At 58.4% G+C, this 21,999-nt stretch carries 16 protein-coding genes; 8 read left to right on the top strand and 8 right to left on the bottom strand.

The window, feature by feature from the left end:
- The first annotated feature begins 16 nt into the window (after window positions 1-16).
- Window positions 17-493: a nuclear transport factor 2 family protein gene (locus PGR6_RS13920; RefSeq protein WP_064617759.1), complete on the top strand. Its 477-nt coding sequence runs from the start codon at window positions 17-19 to the stop codon at window positions 491-493.
- Window positions 494-626: 133 nt separating this feature from the next.
- The gene (locus PGR6_RS13915) at window positions 627-1,406 is read left to right on the top strand and encodes a TSUP family transporter (RefSeq protein ID WP_019578834.1); all 780 of its coding nucleotides are present in this window, start codon (window positions 627-629) and stop codon (window positions 1,404-1,406) included.
- Here PGR6_RS13915 and nudC read toward each other — a convergent pair.
- The gene (nudC, locus tag PGR6_RS13910; protein ID WP_018929118.1) at window positions 1,374-2,204 is read right to left on the bottom strand and encodes an NAD(+) diphosphatase; all 831 of its coding nucleotides are present in this window, start codon (window positions 2,202-2,204) and stop codon (window positions 1,374-1,376) included. The genes PGR6_RS13915 and nudC overlap by 33 nt on opposite strands.
- A 6-nt stretch (window positions 2,205-2,210) precedes the next feature.
- On the bottom strand, window positions 2,211-3,023 hold the full coding sequence (locus tag PGR6_RS13905; protein WP_018929117.1) for a crotonase/enoyl-CoA hydratase family protein: 813 nt from the start codon (window positions 3,021-3,023) through the stop codon (window positions 2,211-2,213).
- A 295-nt stretch (window positions 3,024-3,318) separates the two neighbouring features.
- On the opposite strand from PGR6_RS13905, the gene pncA reads away from it, so the two are divergent.
- On the top strand, window positions 3,319-3,948 hold the full coding sequence (gene pncA, locus PGR6_RS13900) for a bifunctional nicotinamidase/pyrazinamidase (RefSeq protein WP_064617757.1): 630 nt from the start codon (window positions 3,319-3,321) through the stop codon (window positions 3,946-3,948).
- A gap of 355 nt (window positions 3,949-4,303) precedes the next feature.
- On the opposite strand, the gene PGR6_RS13895 is transcribed toward pncA, so the two are convergent.
- The 3 genes from PGR6_RS13895 to PGR6_RS13885 all read right to left on the bottom strand — a co-directional run bounded on the left by PGR6_RS13895 (window position 4,304) and on the right by PGR6_RS13885 (window position 8,806).
- Window positions 4,304-6,565: a hypothetical protein gene (locus PGR6_RS13895; protein ID WP_064617755.1), complete on the bottom strand. Its 2,262-nt coding sequence runs from the start codon at window positions 6,563-6,565 to the stop codon at window positions 4,304-4,306.
- 234 nt (window positions 6,566-6,799) lie between these two features.
- The gene (locus tag PGR6_RS13890) at window positions 6,800-8,101 is read right to left on the bottom strand and encodes an ATP-binding protein (RefSeq protein WP_064617753.1); all 1,302 of its coding nucleotides are present in this window, start codon (window positions 8,099-8,101) and stop codon (window positions 6,800-6,802) included.
- A gap of 3 nt (window positions 8,102-8,104) precedes the next feature.
- The gene (locus PGR6_RS13885) at window positions 8,105-8,806 is read right to left on the bottom strand and encodes a response regulator transcription factor (protein ID WP_018929113.1); all 702 of its coding nucleotides are present in this window, start codon (window positions 8,804-8,806) and stop codon (window positions 8,105-8,107) included.
- A gap of 251 nt (window positions 8,807-9,057) precedes the next feature.
- Here PGR6_RS13885 and PGR6_RS13880 point away from each other — a divergent pair, with 251 nt between their 5' ends.
- The 4 genes from PGR6_RS13880 (at window position 9,058) to PGR6_RS13865 (ending at window position 14,783) form a co-directional block, all read left to right on the top strand.
- Window positions 9,058-10,215 (top strand): efflux RND transporter periplasmic adaptor subunit, encoded by a 1,158-nt coding sequence (locus PGR6_RS13880; protein WP_064617752.1) that lies wholly within the window; start codon window positions 9,058-9,060, stop codon window positions 10,213-10,215.
- Between the two features lie 14 nt (window positions 10,216-10,229).
- The gene (locus PGR6_RS13875) at window positions 10,230-13,328 is read left to right on the top strand and encodes an efflux RND transporter permease subunit (RefSeq protein WP_064617750.1); all 3,099 of its coding nucleotides are present in this window, start codon (window positions 10,230-10,232) and stop codon (window positions 13,326-13,328) included.
- A 160-nt stretch (window positions 13,329-13,488) separates the two neighbouring features.
- Window positions 13,489-14,130, top strand: a complete 642-nt coding sequence (locus PGR6_RS13870; RefSeq protein WP_019649642.1) for a DUF1345 domain-containing protein — start codon at window positions 13,489-13,491, stop codon at window positions 14,128-14,130.
- A gap of 200 nt (window positions 14,131-14,330) precedes the next feature.
- Entirely contained in the window at window positions 14,331-14,783 is a 453-nt protein-coding gene (locus PGR6_RS13865) for a hypothetical protein (protein WP_064617748.1), read from the top strand.
- A gap of 76 nt (window positions 14,784-14,859) precedes the next feature.
- Here the strand turns inward: PGR6_RS13865 and PGR6_RS13860 are convergent, their stop codons facing one another.
- The 3 genes from PGR6_RS13860 to PGR6_RS30420 all read right to left on the bottom strand — a co-directional run bounded on the left by PGR6_RS13860 (window position 14,860) and on the right by PGR6_RS30420 (window position 20,651).
- Entirely contained in the window at window positions 14,860-17,220 is a 2,361-nt protein-coding gene (locus tag PGR6_RS13860; protein WP_237229620.1) for an autotransporter outer membrane beta-barrel domain-containing protein, read from the bottom strand.
- Between the two features lie 339 nt (window positions 17,221-17,559).
- Window positions 17,560-19,695 carry a hypothetical protein gene (locus tag PGR6_RS13855; RefSeq protein ID WP_064617744.1) on the bottom strand — a complete coding sequence of 712 codons (2,136 nt, stop codon included), beginning with the start codon at window positions 19,693-19,695 and terminating at the stop codon, window positions 17,560-17,562.
- Between the two features lie 149 nt (window positions 19,696-19,844).
- Complete coding sequence (locus tag PGR6_RS30420) at window positions 19,845-20,651, bottom strand: hypothetical protein (protein ID WP_064617742.1); 807 nt, start codon at window positions 20,649-20,651, stop codon at window positions 19,845-19,847.
- Window positions 20,652-20,891: 240 nt separating this feature from the next.
- On the opposite strand from PGR6_RS30420, the gene PGR6_RS13845 reads away from it, so the two are divergent.
- Window positions 20,892-21,920 carry a LacI family DNA-binding transcriptional regulator gene (locus PGR6_RS13845; protein WP_064617740.1) on the top strand — a complete coding sequence of 343 codons (1,029 nt, stop codon included), beginning with the start codon at window positions 20,892-20,894 and terminating at the stop codon, window positions 21,918-21,920.
- Window positions 21,921-21,999 lie beyond the last annotated feature (79 nt).

Here is a 21,999-nt window from a genome sequence, read left to right as displayed (position 1 = left end):
GATAGGGAGACTTAATATGTCTACTGCCGAAGTTCGTCCGCCATTGCCGCCGTTTACCCGTGAATCGGCCATCGAAAAAGTTCGCCTGGCCGAAGATGGCTGGAACTCCCGTGACCCGGAACGGGTGTCTCTTGCCTACACCCTGGACACCCAATGGCGTAACCGCGCCGAGTTCGCCCACAACCGCGAAGAAGCCAAAGCTTTCCTGACCCGCAAATGGGCCAAGGAACTGGACTACCGACTGATCAAGGAACTCTGGGCCCACGGTGACAACCGCATCGCCGTGCGTTACGCCTACGAATGGCACGACGATTCGGGTAACTGGTTCCGTTCCTACGGCAACGAAAACTGGGAGTTCGACGAGAACGGCCTGATGTTCAACCGCTACGCCTGCATCAACGACCTGCCGCTCAAGGAAAGCGAGCGCAAATTCCACTGGCCACTGGGTCGCCGGCCGGATGATCATCCAGGTCTCTCCGATCTAGGCCTGTAGACACAATCCCCCTGACCGATCGTTCCCACGCGCCCGCGTGGGAACGATCGGCTGTACCCGGATAACTTTATGGGTAAGATACCGGCCTTTTCCCGCAGCCCTCTTCTGCGCCCTGCCGAATAAGCCCCATTCCATGCCTTTCGAACTCAGCGTTGACCTCACTACCCTGGCCGTTCTGGCTCTCGTCGCTTTCATTGCCGGTTTCATTGACGCCATCGCTGGCGGTGGCGGTCTGTTGACCACCCCGGCACTGCTGACCGCCGGCCTGCCGCCGCATCTGGTACTGGGCACCAACAAACTCAGTTCGACCTTTGGCTCGGCCACTGCCAGCTTCACCTTCTACCGGCGCAAGCTGTTTCATCCACGGCAATGGATGCATGCCATCGTCGGCACGTTGGTTGGTGCGCTCAGCGGCGCCATCGTCGCTCATTATTTGCCGGCGGAATGGCTGAACAAAATGCTGCCGGTAATTGTGTTCGCCTGCGGCCTGTACCTGTTGTTCGGCGGCACACCGAAAGCGCCGCTGGACAGCGATGCACCGATCAAGAAAAAGTGGCAATCGAGCCAAGGCTTCAGCCTCGGTTTCTATGACGGCGTGGCCGGCCCGGGAACGGGGGCGTTCTGGACCGTCAGCAGCCTGCTGCTCTACCCCATCGACCTGGTCAAGGCCAGCGGCGTGGCGCGCAGCATGAACTTCGTCAGCAACATTGCAGCGCTGTCGGTGTTCATCTTTTCCGGGCAAGTGGACTGGATTATCGGCCTGAGCATGGGCCTGTCGGTGATGGTCGGCGCCTTCTTCGGCGCGCGCACCGCCATCAGCGGCGGTGCGAAATTCATTCGTCCGGTGTTCATTACGGTGGTGCTCGGCCTGACCGTGCGCCTAGCCTGGCAGCACTGGTTCAGCGTGGCCTAAGCGCCGCGCCACGTAGACGTCGATCAGGTAGCGGGCAATCGAGCGTGACGCCGGCAACGGCGGCAGCTCGTGCACGTTGAACCACTGGGCGTCTTCGATCTCGTCTTCCTGACAGACAATCTCGCCACCGGCGTACTCGGCATGAAAACCGAGCATCATCGAATGCGGGAACGGCCAGCACTGACTGCCCATGTACTGGATGTTCTTGACCTCGATCTGCACCTCTTCGCGAACCTCGCGAATCAGGCAATCTTCGGCCGACTCACCCGGCTCGGCAAACCCCGCCAACGTGCTGTAGACCCCGGTGACAAAACGCGGCGAACGGGCCAGCAGAACCTCGTCGCCACGGGTCACCAGCACAATCATGCTTGGCGAAATACGCGGGTAGCTGCGTAAATCGCATGGCTCGCAGTACATTGCCCGCTCGCGCGGCACCTGGATCATCGCCTGCCCGCAGTTGCCGCAAAAACGGTGCTCACGGGCCCAGGTACCGATTTGCGCGGCATAGCCCAGAACCTTGTAGACGGTGTGATCGCCCTCGAGCATGAACGCCCGCAGGCCTTTCCAGTTACAACCCGGCACGTCGCTGTGACTGCGCAATTCCAGCAGGTACACCGGTTCGCCATCCAGGTGACCGATGCCGTGCTCGGCAAGAACCGACAAGTCCTGACGCTTGAGCCATTCCCGTGGAAACAGGGCGCCATTGTCATCGAACAAAAAGCCTTCGGGGCTGCGCGCCACGGCCCAGCCGCCGGGTTGATCGGTGTCCAGTACTGCAGTGGTCCAGCGTGAAGTCATGGTTAATCAATCCAGAAATTCGGGTTTCTGTTTGCTCATATGGGCGGCCATGGCCACGCGCAGATCGGTGGACTGCAGCATGGCGGCGTTCCACGTGGCGACGTATTCAAGGCCGTCGTCGATGCGATGGTCGCGCATGTAGCTGATCATCTCTTTGGTACCGGTGATGGCAATCGGCGACTTGCCGGCGATTTCGCGGGCAATCCCCATCACGCCTTCAAGCAGGCTGGCGGTGTCGCTGTAGACGCGATTGACCAGGCCAATGTTACGCGCTTCTTCGGCGCCAAAGGTGCGACCAGTGTAAGCCAGTTCACGCAGCATGCCGTCACCGATGATCCGCGGCAAGCGTTGCAAAGTGCCAACATCGGCCGCCATGCCGATATCGATTTCCTTGATGGAAAATTGCGCGTCCTCAGCCGCGTAACGCATGTCGCAGGCCGAAATCAGATCGATGGCGCCGCCCAGGCAATAACCCTGCACCGCCGCCAGCACCGGTTTGCGGCAGTTGTCGACGGCGTTGAACGACGCTTGCAATGCCAGGATCTTGCGCCGCAGCAGGCGCGCATTGCGGCCGACGTCCTTGCCCAGTTCATTGGCCACACCGGCGAGCATCATCAGGTCGATACCGGAAGAAAAATGCTTGCCGGCGCCACTGAGCACCACCACCCGGACTTCATCGGTATCGTCGATCCACTGGAAAATCTCGATGATCTCGCTCCAGAACGCGGCGTTCATCGAGTTGATCTTGTCCGGACGGTTGATCTGCACATGGGCGATGTTATCGGCCAGTTCGACGCTGAAGGCGGTGTATTGAGACATGGCAGTGATCCTTTACCGGACAGAAAATGAAGCCCGAACTATAACAAGGCATCTGTGTCGGCAGTAAGGCAGCGGTTCGGCCAAATACGGGACTGGCTTCTGGATTTTCAGCGTCTGGACGGGCCTCTTCGCGGGCAAGCCTCGCTCCTACAACGATACGAGTGCCCCTGTAGGAGCGAGGCTTGCCCGCGAAGGCCACACCACCGATCTATTCACTGCCTCATGAAATCGTCTTGGCGCAAGAACAAAGTTGTCACTATGCTTGCGCCTGACTTTCCAAGGAGGAACCCTACCCATGCCGATTTCTTCACGCGCTGCCTTACTGGTCATCGACGTACAAAACGACTTCATTCCCGGCGGTCAATTGCCGGTGCCGGAGGGTGACCTGATTGTGCCCCTGATTAATCGTCTGGGTCGCCAGTTCAAACAGGTCATCATTGCCCAGGACTGGCACCCGCCCGGCCACGCCTCGTTCGCTTCCAGCCACCCTGGGCACAAGCCTTACGACGTGATTCAGTTGCCTTACGGTGAACAGACCCTGTGGCCGCAGCATTGTGTTCGCGCCACGCCCGGCGCCGAGTTCCACCCGGAGCTGGACCTGCCCCACGCCCAATTGATCATCCGCAAGGGCTGCAACCCGGACATCGACAGTTATTCGGCGTTTCTGGAGGCGGATCGAACCACGACCACCGGTTTGGCCGGGTACCTGAAAGAACGCGGCATCGACACGGTTTACATGGTTGGGCTGGCACTGGATTTCTGCGTGATGTTTTCTGCGCTGGATGCGCGGGCGGCGGGGTTCAATGCGTTTGTGGTGATGGATGCTTGCCGCGCGATTGATCTGGAAGGGTCGCTGGCGGCGGCGATTGAGCGGATGCAGGTGGCGGGGGTCGGGTTGATTGAGTCAGCCGAATTGCTCGACTGAACTGTTGAACGTTTCCCCGCCTGGTTCGTAGCAGCTGCCGAGCTTGCGAGGCTGCGTTCGAGGACGCAGTCCTCGCAAGCCCGGCGGATGCGGTTTTCCCGAAAAGAACCGGTTACCTGGTTTTACGAGTGCTGCGCACTCGAACGCAGCCTCGCAAGCTCGGCAGCTGCTACAGGTCAGGGCCGCCGCTCAGGTTCGGAAAACCTACAAATGAACCGCCGGTTTCTCGCAGTCACACTGATGATGGAAAGACTGACCACCTCGATATCACCCGCGCCAGTGGTGCAGACGTGCAGCAGAGTGCTCATGCGGCGACGCTGCTGCGCGATGGGGATATACGCCAGAAGTAGTTATCTCAGAAAGAGAATGAAAAATTATCCAATATTAACCAATCTCCTTCTGGGTTTTGGATCTCAATCCGCACAATACCGGTCTCAGAAAAAACAATTTTATTTGCAGAATTCAAGTTCAAAAGCAAAAATTGCTGCCCTAACAAGCCGTTCACCCCATAAAAATATGCGACATTCGTGGCGACATTCGTCGCCCCGTACCAGAACGAAACTTCGTTGCATGGTTTTTTCAAGTTTAACGCAATGCGTTGTGCTCCCGAGTCTTTGTAACCTATATGTAAAACTTGAAGTTCTGTTTTCTCCGGAATGGTAATAAAACCGTCTGTAGTCGGTGCGATCCCCGTCATCCCGCCCCCTGATACAAATCCTATTCTCATAACCGAGGTTTCGATCGTCTGACCTGAAACTATAATCTGTGTCAATTGGTTATCAAAATTTTCAGTGAGCGTACGCTGCACAGTCAACTCACGTATCGGAAACAAAACTGACCTGACCTGATCAGTGTTCTGGCCGAGCAAAACACTCAAGCTCACATTTGCCTTACTGTCATGTTTCAGACCTGCCAGTTCTTTTCTCCGCAACGGCACACTCAGTCCGGAACTCACTTCATTCGTTGTTACTTTAAATGCTTTAAGTAGCGGAATCACATACTCGCCGCCTCCGCTATCGATCCCGACGCACTTGAGTTCAACTTCTTGTCCTTCCCGAATCCCCAACCAAGGCAGCACCTTCACCTCGGCATCGCCTTCAAACTTGCTGAAATCCAACACCTTGTCATCCGGCGCTTGAGGCACCTTCGGCGTTGGCAGTCTCGGATCCCCGTCGACAATTTTCTGCACCGTCAACAATGTCGGCTTCGAGCGAGTCTTGACGCCGTTTCGCGTCAGCTCCCACGGCAATCGGATCACTGTGCCGTGCCGAGCAACCAGATCCTGAATCGTCAGGGTGTTATTAACCCGCTTATTGGCATTGAACGCCTTGGCGGGAAACATCGGAAAACCCTCTGCCGTGACGGGACGGACAAGTTGAAGGCCTGTGTCGCCCGTTTGTGCCTTCGCAAACTCGATTCTAGCGATCAAGCCTTCCGGGTAGGCCAACGGATCAACTACCAACCCCGGCACGCCGACCACTGTCACCAGCGGCAGCTCGATCAGCGCCTCCCCAATCACGTCAACCGTGGTCGTGAAGGATCGCCCTACTTCCTTGCCACCGCGCAGCAACTTGTATTTGAATCTGGCCGAACCGCCCACTGCCCTGACGAACTGTGCGTGGGGCACCGGTAGTTTGTAAATGAACGGTGCGCGATCCACGGTTTCCTTGAGAACCAGCACCTCGGACGAGTCCGTCGCCGAGGTGAACGTGCAGGTCAGCTCAATGATGTCGCCCCTGAGCCATGAACGTTGCGCGTGGACTTGAGCAATCGCTGGTTGGCCTGCGAGCTTGCCCAAATCGATGCTATCCGGATCGTCCGAGGCGTCGTTCGGGTCTTCGCTGACCAGCGGTGGCTCGTACCAAGTGCCGTTCAGGCTGACGAACAGTTCGATGGCCGCCGACCACAGGGCATCCAGATCCACGCTGTTACCGATCCAGTCCCATACGGTATAGGTCACGACACACTTGGGTGTGTCACCGATCTTTTTGAACACTGCTTCGTCGATCAAGATCTCCACGGGCTCGCCGGACTTCGCCTCATCCTCTGAAACCTCATGCTCAATCGACTCGCCGCCGCATCTTACGCGGATCTTGTCGAACGCTCGGGTCAGGGGATAGAAGGCCGTGCAGATCACACCTTGCCGGGCTTGCTCAGGGTATACACCGTCGTCCACCACCTGTGGCGGCAATACATTGATCCCCAGTTCAGAGTGCGACTCGTGATTACCTTCGAGATCTTTAAGACCTGGCCGTCGCTTGTGAAACCAGGCTCGCAACGTCGTCGACGAGTCAATGTTTTCCGAGCCGCGCCGGATGCTGTAGTAGATTTCATTGAGCCCGTCGAACAGCGCTTTTACCGGCAAATACAGAATGAAGCGTTTGTCGGTCAGTGACTCGACGATAGCGACCGACACTACAACGCCGTTGAGATAGAGGTCGATGTTGTCACCGACTTCCTGCTCCAGATAGCCGTCAACAAAGACTTTCACCCCTTCAGGGTAAAGGTAGGTCAGCGCCAGCGGAATCCCTCCATGAGCATTGATCGGGGCAGGTACGGTATCTTTCCAGCCTGGAATTCGTGGGGCGTAAAGGGTCAGCAGGTGAATGTCGGTCATCGCAGCGCTTCCTGTCAGTGACACCGCTCCAGGTGCAGAGAGGCTTCATTTATATGAGAGCGCTAAGGCCGGAGGCTTGGCTACTGTCATATCTGACAGGTAGGGACTGATTATCGCTACCGTCTGTCAGCTGGAGCTTCGGCAGTCTTTCTGCCGTACCAATTAGGCTGGTTCTACGAGTGCTGCGCACTCGAACGCAGCCTCGCAGGCTCGGCAGCTGCTACAACGAATGCGTCAGGCCGAGGTGGGCAGCCACAAACGGAACCGTGCGCCGCCCAATGGTGATGCCTGCGCGGTCAGCGTGCCGCCCTGCGCTTCCAGTGCTCGGCGGCTGATTGCCAGCCCCAGGCCAAACCCGCCTGTGGCGCGATCCCGACTGCGATCCAGCCGATAGAACGGCTCAAAGATCCGCTCCCGCTCTTCATCGGGAATGCCAATGCCATCGTCATCCACCCAGATCTCACAGCCTTTGGCGCACACCTGCACACCAATCTGAATCCGTTTCTCGCAATAGCGCATGGCGTTGCGCAGCAGGTTCTGGATCGCCCGGGCGGTCAATCTCGGATCCAGCGAGAAGCGTTCGAGCTGACCGTGCAGCAGCACATCAATGACGATTTCCGGTGACTCAAGCTCTTCATCGACGCTGCCCAAAATACTGTCGATGAATTCATCCAGCGACACCTCGACCTGATCCGGCAGCCGAGCCGGGTTTTGCAATCGGCTGTAGGACAGCAGCTCCAGCACCAGCTCATCCAGTTCGCGAATGTGCGCGACCAGGCCTTGCAGGCGTTCCCGGCTGGTGGCCGGCAAGTCGTCGGACAGCGCCAGGGCCAGGCCGAAATCCAGCCGCGTCAACGGCGTGCGCAATTCGTGGGACACGGCGTTGAGCAAGTCGCGCTGCTGGTTGAGCAGGTTTTCGATGTCGCCGGCCATGGTGTCGAACACGTTGGCCAGGCTGCCGATGTTGGAGCTGGGGGAAATCTGCGTGCGCTCGCTCAAATGGCCCTTGCCGAAGCGTTCGGCGGTGCTTTTGAGACGTTCCAGGTCGCGCCAGTGCGGGCGCAGCCACAACAACAGGCAGGCCAGCATCGTCGCACCGATCAGCACGTTGATGCTCCAGTACAACCAACTGACATCCGTGGGGTCCGGTGGCACGACCATCTCCACCACCATCTGCTCGTTCAATGGTGTCACCGCCAGGGTGCGCCAGCCCCAGTCGCCGATGCGTACCACGTTCTCCCCGCGCTGCAAGCGTTCGCGCTCATCCAGGGTAAATTCGGCATCGTCATTGCGGGCCAAAATGATGTGCAGCGGCTGGAACTCCTTGTCCATCTCCGCCGCCAGCGCCGGCCACTGCTCGACAGGCACCGTACGAAACTGTTTGACGATCAGCGTTTGCAAACCTCGGGAGTAATCGAGGTTGTAGGTCACAAAACGCTCATGGAAGACCTTGATCACCAGGTCCGGCACCAGGTAGATCGCCGCGCTGAACGAAACGATGGTCACCAGGTACAGACGAAACAGGATTCTGAACATGGTTCAGCATTCCCACTCGGAGCGGCTGAACAGGTAGCCCTTGCCCCACACGGTCTTGATCTTGCGCGCCTCGCCGGCGTGGTCGTCGAACTTGCGCCGCAGTTTGGAGATGGCCACATCCACCGAGCGGTCGGTACCGTTGAATTCGATACCGCGCAGGCGTTGCAGAATTTGGTCACGGCTCAGCACCTCGCCGGCATGCCGGGCCAGCACCACCAGCAAGTTGTATTCGCCGCTGGACAGCTCGACCAGTTGCCCGCGCCAGGTCACAGTGCGCTCGGACAGGTCGATGCACAGGTTGCCCATGAGAATACGGTCATTAGCGGTCTGCGGTTCGCTGAGGCTGCTGCGACGCAACAGCGTGCGTACGCGGGCCAGCAACACACGGGGCTCGCAGGGTTTGGTGACGTAGTCGTCTGCGCCCATTTCCAGGCCCAGCACCTGATCGTGACTGTCGTCACGGGCGGTGAGCATCAGGATCGGCAACGTCGCCGAATCCGCCCGCAGCAAGCGGCAGACCTGCAAGCCGTCGAGCCCCGGCAACATCAGATCGAGAATCACCAGGTCCGGCGGACTGACCCGCGCGCGTTCGCGTACATGATCGCCGCGGCTGATCACGCTGACGGAATAACCGTTGCGTTCCAGGTAGCTGGCAATCAGTTCCGAGAGCGCGGTGTCGTCTTCGACCAGGAGGATGTTGGGCATGGGTGTTTCCAGAAAGTGCTGTGGCGAACTTCAGGGCCTCTTCGCGGGCAAGCCTCGCTCCTACTGTAGGAGCGAGGCTTGCCCGCGAAGGCGGCCTGACCGTCGCAAAAAGTTTCAAGCTGCGAAGGATATACGCCCTCACGCATACGCGAGCAAAACCCTTACACAATTTCACACAGCACCAACAAAGCTTCACCGCTACCCTCATCGACTCCCCGTAGGATGCGGGTAGTCATTATTGGGGTATTTCCATGTCAAAGAACCTGCTTGCCACGCTCAGCCTGATTGCCCTGGCGTTGACGCTGAGCGCTTGTGACCAGTCTTCGACCGCCGAAGAATCGGCACCGCTGGCCACGGTGCGCATCGAAACCGTCGAAGCTCGTCCTCTGTCAATCAGCAGCGACTTGAGCGGGCGGATTGCCGCGCCACGGATTGCCGAAGTGCGTGCCCGGGTTGCCGGCGTGGTGTTACAGCGGGTCTTCCGCGAAGGCAGCGACGTGAATAAAGGCGACGTTCTGTTCCGTATCGACCCGGCCCCCTTCAAGGCCGACCTGGACAGCGCCGAAGCCGCGCAGCGCAAGGCCGAAGCCAACGCGTTCCAGGCCAGATTGCAGGAGCAGCGTTACGCCCAATTGATCGAAGGCAACGCCATCAGCGCTCAGGATTACGACAATGCCCGAGCCAATGCCCGGCAGACCGCCGCCGATGTCGCCGCCAACAAAGCCGCGGTGGAGCGGGCGAAATTGAACCTCGGTTATGCCACCGTCACCGCGCCGATTTCCGGGCGCATCGGCCGCGCGCTGGTGACTGAAGGCGCGCTGGTGGGGCAGAACGAAACCACGCCGCTGGCGCTGATTCAGCAGTTGAACCCGATCCACGCCGACCTGACCCAATCGACCCGTGAACTCAACGATCTGCGCCGGGCCTTCCGCTCTGGCCAGTTAAAGGAAGTGGGCCAAGGCCAGGCCAAAGCCACGCTGATCCAGGACGACGGCAGCCTTTATCCGTTGCCCGGCAAGTTGTTGTTCACCGACATCACCGTCGACCCGGGCACCGGTCAGATCATTCTGCGCAGCGAGTTCCCCAACCCGGACCTCGACTTGCTGCCGGGCAGCTTCGTTCGCGTACGTCTGGAGCAAGCGTTCAATCAGCAAGGCATCAGCGTGCCGCAACGGGCCATTCAGCGTGACAGCGCCGGTGTCGCCCAAGTGCTATTGCTCGACGCCGAACAGCGGGTCGGCCAGCAACCGGTAGAGCTGGGCCCGGTGCAGAACGATCGCTGGATCGTCACCCGCGGCCTCAAGCCCGGTGACCGCATCGTCACTGAAGGCCTGCAACACGCGCGCCCCGGTGAGAAAGTCCAGATCGACAACACCCCTCTTCCACTTGCCCAGGTTTCTGGTCAGTAAGCAGGACGCTTTTTATGCCGCAGTTCTTTATCGATCGCCCGGTGTTCGCCTGGGTGGTTGCCTTGTTCATCCTGCTGGCCGGTGCGTTGGCCATTGGGCAGTTACCCGTGGCGCAATACCCGAACGTTGCGCCGCCGAAAGTCGAAATCTACGCCACCTACCCCGGCGCTTCGGCGCAGACCGTGGACGAAAGCGTGGTCAGCCTGATCGAAGGAGAACTCAACGGCGCCGACCATCTGCTGTACTTCGAATCCCAGAGCAGCCTCGGCAGCGCCACCATCACCGCGACGTTCCAGCCGGGCACCAATCCGGAAATGGCCCAGGTCGATGTGCAAAACCGCCTCAAAGCGGTTGAGTCGCGCCTGCCTCAGGCGGTCACCCAGCAAGGTTTGCAGGTGGAGAAAGTCTCCGCCGGTTTCCTGTTGCTGATCACCCTCACCTCCAGCGACGGCAAGCTCGATGACGTGGCGCTCAGCGATTACCTGGCGCGCAACGTGATGAACGAGATCAAGCGTCTGGACGGCGTCGGCAAGGCCCAGTTGTACGGCGCCGAACGGGCGATGCGGATCTGGATCGACCCGCAGAAGCTGATCGGCTTCAACCTGACCCCGGCTGACGTCAACGCCGCCATCGTTGCGCAGAACGCTCAGGTTTCCGCGGGCAGCATCGGCGACTTGCCGACCCGCACCACTCAGGAAATCACCGCGACCGTTCTGGTCAAAGGCCAGCTGTCGACGCCTGAGGAATTCGCCGACATCGTGCTCAAGGCCAATCCTGACGGTTCTACCGTGCGCATCCGTGATGTGGCGCGGGTCGAGATCGGCAGCCAGGAATATCAGTTCTCCACACGCCTGAACGGCAAACCGTCTACCGCCGTCAGTGTGCAACTGTCGCCGGGCGCCAATGCCCTGAGCACCGCAACGCTGGTGCGAGCAAAGATGGACGAACTGGCGCGCTATTTCCCGGCCGGTGTCGAATACAAGATCCCGTACGACACCTCACCCTTCGTCAAGGTCTCGATCACCAAAGTGGTTTACACCCTCGGCGAGGCGATGGTGCTGGTGTTTGCGGTGATGTTCCTGTTCCTGCAGAACATCCGCTACACGCTGATCCCGACGCTGGTGGTGCCGGTGGCGTTGATGGGCACGTTTGCGACCATGCTCGCGCTGGGCTTCTCGATCAACGTGTTGACCATGTTCGGCATGGTGCTGGCCATCGGCATTCTGGTGGACGACGCGATTGTGGTGGTGGAGAACGTCGAACGAATCATGGCCACCGAAGGCCTGTCGCCCAAGGAAGCCACGCGCAAGGCGATGAAGCAGATCACCGGCGCGATCATCGGCATCACCCTGGTGCTGGTGGCGGTGTTCATTCCGATGGCGTTCATGCAGGGCTCGGTCGGGGTGATTTACCAACAGTTCTCGCTGTCGATGGCCACGTCGATCCTGTTCTCGGCGTTCCTCGCCCTGACGTTGACCCCGGCGTTGTGTGCGACGCTGTTGAAGCCGATTGCCAAAGGCGAGCATCACGAAAAAGCCGGATTCTTTGGCTGGTTCAACCGGCGCTTCGAACAACTGACCGAGCGTTATCAGGGCTGGGTCGCCTATGCGTTGAAACGCACCGGTCGTTACCTGTTGATTTATGGCGTGCTGCTAGTCGGCCTGGGACTGTGTTTCAGTCGTCTGCCCTCCTCGTTCCTGCCGGTGGAAGACCAGGGCTACACCATCACCGACATCCAACTGCCACCGGGCGCGAGCAAGAATCGCACAATAAATGTGGTGGAGCAGATCGAAGCACACAACGCCACCGAACCGGGCGTCGGCGACAGCACAGTGATTCTCGGCTTCAGTTTTTCCGGTAGCGGGCAGAACGCTGCGCTGGCGTTCACCACGCTCAAGGACTGGTCGGATCGGGGCAGCGACGACTCGGCGAGTTCCATCGCCGATCGCGCCAACATCGCGCTGAGCCAGATCAAGGATGCCATGGCTTTCTCGGTGCTGCCGCCGCCGGTTGACGGTCTCGGCACCTCCAGCGGTTTCGAGTTCCGCTTGCAGGACCGTGGCGGCCTCGGCCATGCCACGCTGATGCAGGCGCGTAGCCAGTTGCTGGCGGCCGCCGAGAAGAGCCCGATCCTGATGAACGTGCGCGAAAGTGCCCTGGCCGAAGCGCCACAGGTTCAGCTGATCGTGGACCGCAAGCAAGCCAACGCCTTGGGCATCTCCTTTGCCGACATCGGCAACGTACTGTCCACCGCTGTGGGTTCGGCTTACATCAACGACTTCCCCAACCAGGGGCGAATGCAGCGAGTGGTGGTCCAGGCCGAAGGCGATCAACGCAGCCAGGTCGCCGATCTGCTGAAGATTCACGTACGCAACAACGCTGAAAAAATGGTGCCACTGTCGGCCTTCGTCCGGGCCAACTGGACCCAGGGCCCGGCGCAGTTGACCCGATACAACGGCTACCCGGCCATCAGCATTTCCGGTGAACCGGCGCCCGGTTACAGTACTGGCGAAGCCATGGCGGAAATCGAACGGCTGGTGGCGCAAGGCCCGGCGGGGTTGGGCCAGGAATGGACCGGGTTGTCGTTGCAGGAACGCTTGTCCGGTAGTCAGGCGCCGATGCTGCTCGGTCTGTCGCTGCTGATCGTGTTCCTGTGCCTGGCGGCGCTGTATGAGAGTTGGTCGATTCCGACCTCGGTGCTGCTGGTGGTGCCGCTGGGTGTGCTCGGCGCGGTCCTGGCTGTGACCCTGCGCGGGATGCCCAATGACGTGTTCTTCAAGGTCGGGCTGATCACCATCATTGGCCTGTCGGCGAAGAACGCAATCCTGATCATCGAGTTCGCCAAAAGCCTGTATGACGAAGGTCATGACCTGATCGATGCCACGCTGCAAGCGGCGCGCCTGCGGTTGCGGCCGATTGTGATGACATCGCTGGCGTTCATTCTTGGGGTGGTGCCGTTGGCGATTGCTACCGGGGCCAGTTCCGCAAGCCAGCAGGCGATCGGCACCGGGGTGATCGGCGGGATGATCACGGCGACATTGGCGGTGGTGTTTGTACCGGTGTTTTTTGTGGTGGTGATGAAGTGGGTGCGCAAATCCGCCAAACCCCACTGACTCCACCTGTAGGAGCTGCCGCAGGCTGCGATCTTTTGACTTTGCTTTTAAAGATCAAGATCAAAAGACCGTCCGAACGCGGCCCGAGCCTTCGGCAGCTCCTACAAAAGCGACGTCGCGTGCGCTATGGTGCTGGAACGCACCATCAAAGTGAGTCTCCATGCCCTTCCTCGCCCGCACCCACCCTCGCCTGTCCGCCGCCGCCACCCTTGGCGTCGCGGCAGGCATTCTGGCTCCGGCCGACTCGATCCTCGGCAAAATCCTCATCGGCTGGAATGCCGGGGTCTGGACGTATCTGGCCCTGATCATCTGGCTGACCATGCGTTCCAAAGCCGACGACGTGAAACGCATCGCCGAAGTCGAGGACGAAAACGCCGGGCTGGTGCTGTTCACCGTGAGCATGGCTGCACTGGCCAGCCTCGCCGCCATCACCCTCCAACTAGCAGGCAGCAAAGATCTGGACACCTATCACCGGCTGTTGCACTACGGCTTTACCGGGATGACCGTGATCGGCTCGTGGCTGTTGATCGGGGTGATCTTCAGCGTGCATTACGCCCGGTTGTATTACACCTGGGAAGGCAAGGAACCTGCGCTGCGATTTGCCGAAGGGCTGACAACCCCCAATTACTGGGACTTCCTGTACTTCTCGTTCACCATCGGCGTGGCGGTGCAGACCGCGGATGTCGGCGTCGCCACGCGGGAATTGCGCAAGATCGTGCTAGCGCAATCGTTGATCGGGTTTGTGTTCAACACGGCGATATTGGGGTTTTCCATCAACATTGCCGCCGGTTTGTTCAGCTGACGACCGCCCCCTGCTCTGTTCAGCCTGGATACCAGCGTTTTGTGCCTGCATGCTGAGGCCATCCATTCACAGATTTTGACAGCTGTAACCTGTCAGGTTTGACAGTTTACAACCCGTCAGGAAAACGCTTCCATGGTGCATCCAGAGTTAGGGTCGGACGGCCTTTGGATACTTCCTTTTAGTGAACGGAGATCCTATTCATGAACGCTGTAATCAAACAAATCAGCTTTGCCCCAGGTAACTATGTTACTGCGAAGGCTTTCGCCAACACTGGTACACCCATCGAGGATTTCATTGCCACTTCCCGACTGATAGACCAGGTAAAAGTCGGCGTTCAACAACTTGATGCCGTACAGATTACGGCCATCGATCGACCCGCTTCGAATACTAAAGCCAAAAGCTATCCGGCACGTGAAATTATCATCATCCTCCCCAAGGACTACCCGGTGGGCAAACATGCGATCAAAAGCAGTCCCGATGTGGCACTCAGCTTTAAAGACGACACCGTGGTAAGTGAAGCCATTTCAGGCGAAATCGAAATCGAACCGGCTGTCGACAGCGCTAACGTCAAAGCCAGGTTCAAGGTAATCGTAGAGAATGCCGACGAAACTACATTTCAGCTCAATGGTGATTTTCAAGTTTTGAAATATTAACCGCTGTGTAAACCTTATTCAGGACGGGACACACAGTCAAAAAAAGGGAAGCCAGCGCTTCCCTTTTTCATTCGCGTCAGAACTTGTAATGCGCCCCCATGTTCACGCCAAAGTCCTTGGTAACGCCATCGCCCTTGCTGGTATCCAGTTCCGCGTGTAGCTGCCAGCGATCATTGAGGGTCCAGGATGCTCCGGCGGCAACCTCCAACTGATTGCCGGACAAGTTATTGTCGAATTCATTGTTATTGACGCGCACCTTATTGGTCTTCACGAACTCATGAACGCCAGCAACACGCACATGAGGTTGCAGGACGCTGCCGTCAGACAGCGTCATGCCACGTCCCAGCGTTACACCCGCCTTGCCAAGCACGGAACGTGTGGTGTCGGCGTCGACCTTCAGGCCATTGTCCAGACTGAAGTCCTTGCCTTGCACGGAGGCTGCCTGCCATTGAGTGAACACCTCTGCGTAATAGCCGTCCTTGAAGTCGATACGCTTGCCGAACTCGACCGATGCACTGGCGCCCAGATTGTTGTAGTTGCCTTTGGTTTTGGTGTTATCGCTCAGTGCCACATTGGCTTCATTGCGGAAGTGATTGAGCTTGGCCACCGTATCCAGGTAATAGCCACTATCACCCAGCCAGGTGCCATAAACGCCGAGGGATGTACTGCCGATTTCACCGGAGCTGCCACGGCTCAGATCGAGAACGGATTTGCTGTAACCGGCAAACACACCCAGCAACACGCGCTCGCCCGCGATCTCCACCGGGGTATCGACCCCCATTGACAACCCGTACTGGCGCTGGCTATAGCCGTTCCCGTAGGCATTGTTGCCGATGCTGTACCGACTGCCGAAAGACCGGACCCATCCGCCGGTTTGCCCGCCATTGACACGTAGATCGCCCATCCGGTTGTTCAATAGAGGCATTTCGCCGTAGGTCACCGCAGGCGTCGTGCCGGCAATCGCCAATATCGAGCGGGTCGGTGTGCTGACGACTTCCTTGTCGGGTTGCAAGTACCAGTCATTCCCGTCCTTCACCAGTCTATAGGTGAACGCCCCGACATCGACCTGGTTGTTGACGAGGCCGTATTGCGCGTTTGAAGCAACGCTCTGCACCACCTTGATCGAAGCATCATTGACCGGATCGAAACCCGAACTGCGAACCAGCAACTGATGATCGCCGGCAGCGCTTGCAGTGATATTCAACAAATCACTGATGCCCTGGTTGAAATCGGTACTCATCCTGAATGTACCGTTGCCCGCCAGGTTGGCCACGTTCAGTTGAAAATATTCCTGATTAGTGCCTAATCGGACTCCGCCGCCATTGCTGAGTGTCAGGTTGTTCACCGACTGGCTGCCGGTCATCTGCCAGAGCGCCTGATTACTGATGGCGAAATTGGCGACGTTGTTCACTTGCCCCGTCAGGCTCGCCCCGTTATCCAGTGTCAAGCCAGAAGCACTGCCCGTCGCAGCGTTGACGTTGCCGGTCATGATGCTCTGGTTGTTGATGGACACGCTGGCGACATTGTCCAGGTTACCGCTCAGTGTCGAACCATTATCAAGCGCGACACTTGAAGCACCCAGCACATTACCGGTCATACGTGCCTGATTATTTAACACGGCGGTCGTGACGTTTTGCAGGTCCCCGGTCAACGATGCATTGTTCTGCAGCGTGACGTTGGCGGAACTGCCGGAAGCCACCGTTACATTACCGGTCAATGCGCTGTTATCCACAAGGAAACCAGCCGAGGCGCCTCGCCTGACTTCCAGCAACGTATTGTTGCCTGAGACCAGGCTCGAGCCATTACGCACTTCGATGTTGGCCACGGTCGGAAAGTTCGGCGCGTTGATGCCGACCACTAACGCCGACCCTGTCTTGCCTTCGACACGGGTAGCGTCCAGAACGATGGTGGTTGGAATGACAGTCGATACTTGCGTGTCGGTGCCCACCGTCACGCCATTGAGGCCGCCGGTGATCGTACTTCCGGTGGCCGACAGTGAACCCTCCAGCATCCGAATCCCGAAACTGGTGGCGCCAGTCCCTTCAACAGTGGAATTTCGCAGATTGAGGACGCTGAACCGGTTGCCCGCGATACCTCCTTGCAAACCTCGAACGACAGACCCATTGCGCAATGTCACATTCGAACCACCGACGCTGGCGACGTTTCGTATCGCAGAGATGCCGATGCCGGTGGCACTGTTGACGCTCGAGTTGTCCAGGTTGGCGCTGGCGTTGGTCAGGGAAATACCTGAACCCGTTGCGGCGCTGACGTTTGAGCCAGTCAAGTTGAACACACCACCAGCAGCACTGGTCATCTGCAGTGTTGTGGCATTGGTGGCGTTCAACGTAGCGTTGCTTTGAAGCTGCCAGGTTTGCAGGGGTGTCGTGGCGTCGATGGCTTGAGTGGTGCCCGCCGGAACAGTGGCAGCCTGAGTCATCGATGAATTCATCAGAAGAGGCATCAGGGTTGCCACCCAGAAGCTGATCGATGTTTTCAAAAAAGGAAATTGCGACTTTGGCAACATAGTTGAGTCCTACTCGATTGCATTCCATCAGGAACGAGTTTCCGACTCAAACGGTGTGCGAGCCGGACTAAAACGGTCGCCAGACTACGGATAACTTTCCCGGGGATATGTAGGATCAATCTCCGTCTTTGTACGATTTATCCCCTTGATTCGTAAGCTCGTACGTATCTGACTTCACCTCCTCGGATGAGGACGACAATTGCTGTCGCCCTTATCCTGGGAAGTTTCATTCGAAGCGCTGCTGATCCGTTATCAAGGACGGTTCTGCTCGCAATACACCAGGCTCGAGTTCAAGAGCGCCACGGGGACGATGACCTCGGAAGTGATTCCGTTGACCGTATACGCGATGCGCGCAAAACGGGTGGCAGGTCGCTGACCCGGGCCGGGGCTTGGCAGCTGGATCGTCCTGATGGCGGTGTAGTCCGTCAGGTTGAATTCCAGCACTCCGGTCGCTGGCATAGGCCTCGAATCCGTGATCTGAGTGCCGGGAATTGCAGCACCACCCGCCGTGTTGGTGACCCGGCCCTCAAATTCCAGGTTCACTATTGCGCCTGTAGGGATATTGGGATCACGCAGGATCCTGATCCGCAGGCTGCGCGCCGCGTAAGGCGGCATCGGCCCGTTCGCTACAGTCGGGTGATCCATGCTTGGACAGTTGATGGAAGTCGCGACACGCTCCGGCACCAGGGTCCCGGTGGCTGTTCTGAAGGCTGAAACAATGATCTGTGGCGCAGGCAGATTGATCACGATGGCTGTCACGTTGACCGGGGTCACGGGCGTCTGCGTCATCACGTTCGCGCTGCCAGGGTATCCGATGGTGATGTAGGCTTCTCGCGCCGTTGCACCACTGCCGTTGCCTTCGGCCAGGATCGTGGCCCAAGGCAATGTCGTGGTGACCGTCGGCTGGTCACCCCGCACGCCCACCGGGCTCCCCACTTGCTTGCCCTGGTAGTAGAACGTCACGATTTCACGGTCTGTCACCGGCCGGTTTGGATCCCTCCACAAAGGCCAGGTCATGGTGGCGTCGAGGCCTGCCTGTGCCGTGCCAAGCGTGTTGGGGGCGGGTACCGGAGTGCCTGCGCCCTGAACCGCCACCGGCTGAATGTTGGGGTTTAGCAGGTCTGGCAGGTTCGGTTGCTCAGGCCCGGCGTACGATCGATCGAGAATACCGAATTGCTCCGGCTGCGAAACCGGATCAGATGAAATCGTAGGACGAATCAATCTGTACCTGTATGTGAACTGCTCCTCATCCTGGCGATTGGGGTCCGCATACACAGCGGCCCAAAACGCATCGTCCAGGTCGAAAAACAGTGTCTGTGGACCCGGTGTACCGACAGGTGGAATTTGTTGTTCAGGGATTGTCGGTGAAGGAACACCATTCGAATCAAAGACTTCTGGAACGATCCGATCACCGGGAAGCCCGTTCAACGGAAAATCGACTTCCATTACAGCTTTGGTGGGAAACGCTGACGTCCCAAGCGTAATAGGCGTTTGACCATTAGGACCGGTGACCGGGATCCTTGGCACGCCCAGTACCGGGGCGGGGGCACTTACCCGACTGAACAGCAACGTGATGGCCGAGTTGTTGCTGATATTTCCTGGCGCATCCTTGAGGTTATAGGAATAAAAGTACGAACCATCCCTCAACGCCTGCAGATCGGCCAGAGGAATGTTGATGACCCCGCCAACCGGCAGCGGAAAATCGATGACAGAGGCTCCGTTGACGTCGCCCTGCATCCCTGTAAATGTTGTTTGCGTAGAAACATAGATACTGACGCGATCGGTTAACGCTTCGAATTTTGTATAGCCGGTAGGAATGGGCAAATCGAGACCGCCGGCGTTGGCGGGATCCGCCAGCCAGGCGTCGTCAATCCTCGTAGGCAAGCCAGTCTGGCTGATCAACACAGGCCGTGTGCCGGTGCCGTTGCCCGTACCGGGTTGGCGCTGGTAAGGCGCGGTCAGATCGACTTTGAACTCAAGAGGTGGATCAGATATATCGGGGTTGGTGTGGGCGTCATAAATAATGAATGTCGCGCCGTATTCCGCGTATTCGCCGTTCATATCAAACCTGTCGACCAGTCGATCGAGTGCAGCTCCAGTCACGTCAAAATCGATCGGAAACGTCCAGTCAGCCGCTGGCTGATTGGCTTTCAACAACTCCAAAACCACCCATGTCGGGTCGAACTCTATGGGCTTGACCCCTTTCGGGTGCACGTGAAGTTCGATTCTGTGAGCGCCTTCAGGCGTTTTGTCATCGACATCGGCCAATTGAAATTTGACCCGTCTGTCGACTTTCAGTTGTTGATAGGGAATTCGGCCATCAGGCAACACACCGACAATAGTCGGAGGCAAGGCAAGGACACCGCCAGATTTAACCTGCATATTCATGTTTGTATGCTCCATGGATGAATTAATCGTTGAACCATCAACGTTGTGTCCCAATGAAAAATCTCGCGACTCCTGGCTGCATGTCCCTGGGATTGACGTTTTTCTTGCGTTTGTGTGTTCTACAACGGTTGAACTTGAGACTCCTTGAGTTATGGGCCGCAAGGTGGATTCCCCGATACGCCCCGGTCGATCTTTACCAGGCCCGGGGCCGATCGACCCAGAGCGACACCCTTTCGATAAAGCGTGTACTGAGCGAGTGCCGATGCGTTGATGACCATAGGCTTGATATGTTTTTCGTATTTGTCGCTTTCGAGCCTGAAGTCGAAGCCCAGCGCTGAATCGGCTTCCTGCTGCGTCAATGTTTTGCGCAAGCTCAGCGCCGTGCCTGGAATGGCGTTACCGCTGCCGTTGAGGCTGCTGAAGCCTACCCATCCCAGTTCACACACATCGCCTGCAAGGAACCGCCCCGGTTGTGCCGGAACACGCACAGTGACCACCACCCAGATCGCTGGAGACGTCCTGCAATTCAGGTAACCCCACAAGGTTGCGTTGGGAAAGACCGGTTCCTTCAGGTTGACCGGGACCGGGCGTTTGAGGATGAACACCTGCGCCAGCGAGTCATCCTCGTTCTTGGTATCTCCAGACGTCACCTTGTAGGTCAGAGTGATGTCACCTATCAGTTGCAGGAACTGCGAGGGCAAGTGGATCGAGGTCGGAAACACCACCGGGACGGGAAAAAGGTTGTTGTAAAAACGAGTGTCGGACGTTGCCCCAGGCTCTCGAATCCAGATCTGCAGCAAATCACTCTCGCCAGGTTTGAGCGAAGGTGCGAGCCAAGGGGGGATTCGCAGTGTCACGCCATTGAGGTGCGCGTCCGGCGGAAGCACCTTATCGGCACCGACACCGTCAATGCTTAATGGCGCGGCGAATATTCCGATGGGTGTCGTTGTGCTCATTCGCCGTTCTCCAGAGGCCTTGAAAACCCTTTGCTTCGGGAGAAATTAAACGCAGTAATCGCGATCTCGCCTACTGTCAGATCTGACAGGTTTAACTACCGCTGGTCGGAATACTCCGGCCCTGTCGTCGGGTTCAGATCTTTTCAAGCTTGACGAGCCGATGGGTTATGCGGTTACCTGAAACCGGTTTCAGACCTTGCGGTCGCCCCTGAATAATTCCAATAAGAAGGCTGTCTATCCGTGAACGACTTCTCCGCCGCCCAGCGCAGCCGCGTCACCATGCTCGACGTCGCCGAACACGCGGGCGTCTCCAAGGCCAGCGTCTCGCGCTTCATCGGCGATGACCGCGCCCTGCTCTCCGATGCCACGGCCCTGCGCATCGAGCAGGCGATTGCCGAATTGGGCTACCGCCCTAACCAGATGGCCCGCGGCCTGAAACGTGGGCGCACGCGTCTGATCGGCATGTTGGTGGCCGATATCCGTAACCCTTATTCGATTGCTGTGATGCATGGCGTGGAAACCGCCTGCCGTCGGCACGGCTACAGCCTGGTGGTGTGCAACACCGATCGCGATGACGAGCAGGAACGTCAGCACCTGGCGCTGCTGCGCTCGTACAACATTGAAGGCTTGATCGTGAACACCCTCGGCCACCACGTGGATGAGTTGCGCGAATTGCAGCAGGAAATGCCCATGGTGCTGGTGGATCGCAAGGTCGAGCAGTTCGATAGCGATCTGGTGGGGCTGGACAATCCCGCCGCCGTCGAGATCGCCGTGGCCCATCTTGAACAACGCGGTTATCGCGATGTGCTGATGGTGACGGAGCCGTTTGACGGCACCAGTTCGCGGATCGAGCGGGTCAGCAGCTTCAAGGCGCAGATCGAGCAGCGTCCGGCGCTCTCGGGCGCGGTGGTTGAAACTGGCGGTGATCTGGCCGGTCGCTTGAAATCCTTTCTTGATACCCCTGGTCCCAGGCCGAAAGCGCTGTTCTGCGCCAACGGTATTGCGGCGTTGGCCAGTACCCATGCGTTGCGTGAATTGCAGTGCAACCTGTTTGAGGATGTCGGGTTGATCGCCCTGGATGATCTGGATTGGTATCCGCTGGTGGGCAGCGGGATTACCGCCCTCGCCCAGCCGACCGAGGACATTGGCGCGAGTGCGTTTGAGTGTTTGCTCAAGCGTTTGCGTGGGGATGACGGGCCGGTGCGGACTTTGGATTTTCCGGCACGGTTGATTGTGCGGGGGTCGACCACGGGGGGTGTTCCAATTTGAAGGCCTCTTCGCGGGCAAGCCTGGCTCCTACGGATTTACACCCACGCCCCTGTAGGAGCGAGGCTTGCCCGCGAAGAGG

It is taken from the genome of Pseudomonas sp. GR 6-02 (assembly GCF_001655615.1).
Taxonomy (GTDB): Bacteria; Pseudomonadota; Gammaproteobacteria; order Pseudomonadales; family Pseudomonadaceae; genus Aquipseudomonas.
Note: the sequence above shows the minus strand (reverse complement) of the source record. Positions and strands in the feature narration are given on the sequence as shown.

What these genes read in the sequence shown, in the direction of transcription:
- PGR6_RS13920 (WP_064617759.1), top strand. Translation starts at nt 17, where the DNA reads ATGTCTACTGCCGAAGTTCGTCCGCCATTGCCGCCGTTTACCCGTGAA.
- PGR6_RS13915 (WP_019578834.1), top strand. Translation starts at nt 627, where the DNA reads ATGCCTTTCGAACTCAGCGTTGACCTCACTACCCTGGCCGTTCTGGCT.
- nudC (WP_018929118.1), bottom strand. Translation starts at nt 2,204, where the DNA reads ATGACTTCACGCTGGACCACTGCAGTACTGGACACCGATCAACCCGGC.
- PGR6_RS13905 (WP_018929117.1), bottom strand. Translation starts at nt 3,023, where the DNA reads ATGTCTCAATACACCGCCTTCAGCGTCGAACTGGCCGATAACATCGCC.
- pncA (WP_064617757.1), top strand. Translation starts at nt 3,319, where the DNA reads ATGCCGATTTCTTCACGCGCTGCCTTACTGGTCATCGACGTACAAAAC.
- PGR6_RS13895 (WP_064617755.1), bottom strand. Translation starts at nt 6,565, where the DNA reads ATGACCGACATTCACCTGCTGACCCTTTACGCCCCACGAATTCCAGGC.
- PGR6_RS13890 (WP_064617753.1), bottom strand. Translation starts at nt 8,101, where the DNA reads ATGTTCAGAATCCTGTTTCGTCTGTACCTGGTGACCATCGTTTCGTTC.
- PGR6_RS13885 (WP_018929113.1), bottom strand. Translation starts at nt 8,806, where the DNA reads ATGCCCAACATCCTCCTGGTCGAAGACGACACCGCGCTCTCGGAACTG.
- PGR6_RS13880 (WP_064617752.1), top strand. Translation starts at nt 9,058, where the DNA reads ATGTCAAAGAACCTGCTTGCCACGCTCAGCCTGATTGCCCTGGCGTTG.
- PGR6_RS13875 (WP_064617750.1), top strand. Translation starts at nt 10,230, where the DNA reads ATGCCGCAGTTCTTTATCGATCGCCCGGTGTTCGCCTGGGTGGTTGCC.
- PGR6_RS13870 (WP_019649642.1), top strand. Translation starts at nt 13,489, where the DNA reads ATGCCCTTCCTCGCCCGCACCCACCCTCGCCTGTCCGCCGCCGCCACC.
- PGR6_RS13865 (WP_064617748.1), top strand. Translation starts at nt 14,331, where the DNA reads ATGAACGCTGTAATCAAACAAATCAGCTTTGCCCCAGGTAACTATGTT.
- PGR6_RS13860 (WP_237229620.1), bottom strand. Translation starts at nt 17,220, where the DNA reads ATGACTCAGGCTGCCACTGTTCCGGCGGGCACCACTCAAGCCATCGAC.
- PGR6_RS13855 (WP_064617744.1), bottom strand. Translation starts at nt 19,695, where the DNA reads ATGAATATGCAGGTTAAATCTGGCGGTGTCCTTGCCTTGCCTCCGACT.
- PGR6_RS30420 (WP_064617742.1), bottom strand. Translation starts at nt 20,651, where the DNA reads ATGAGCACAACGACACCCATCGGAATATTCGCCGCGCCATTAAGCATT.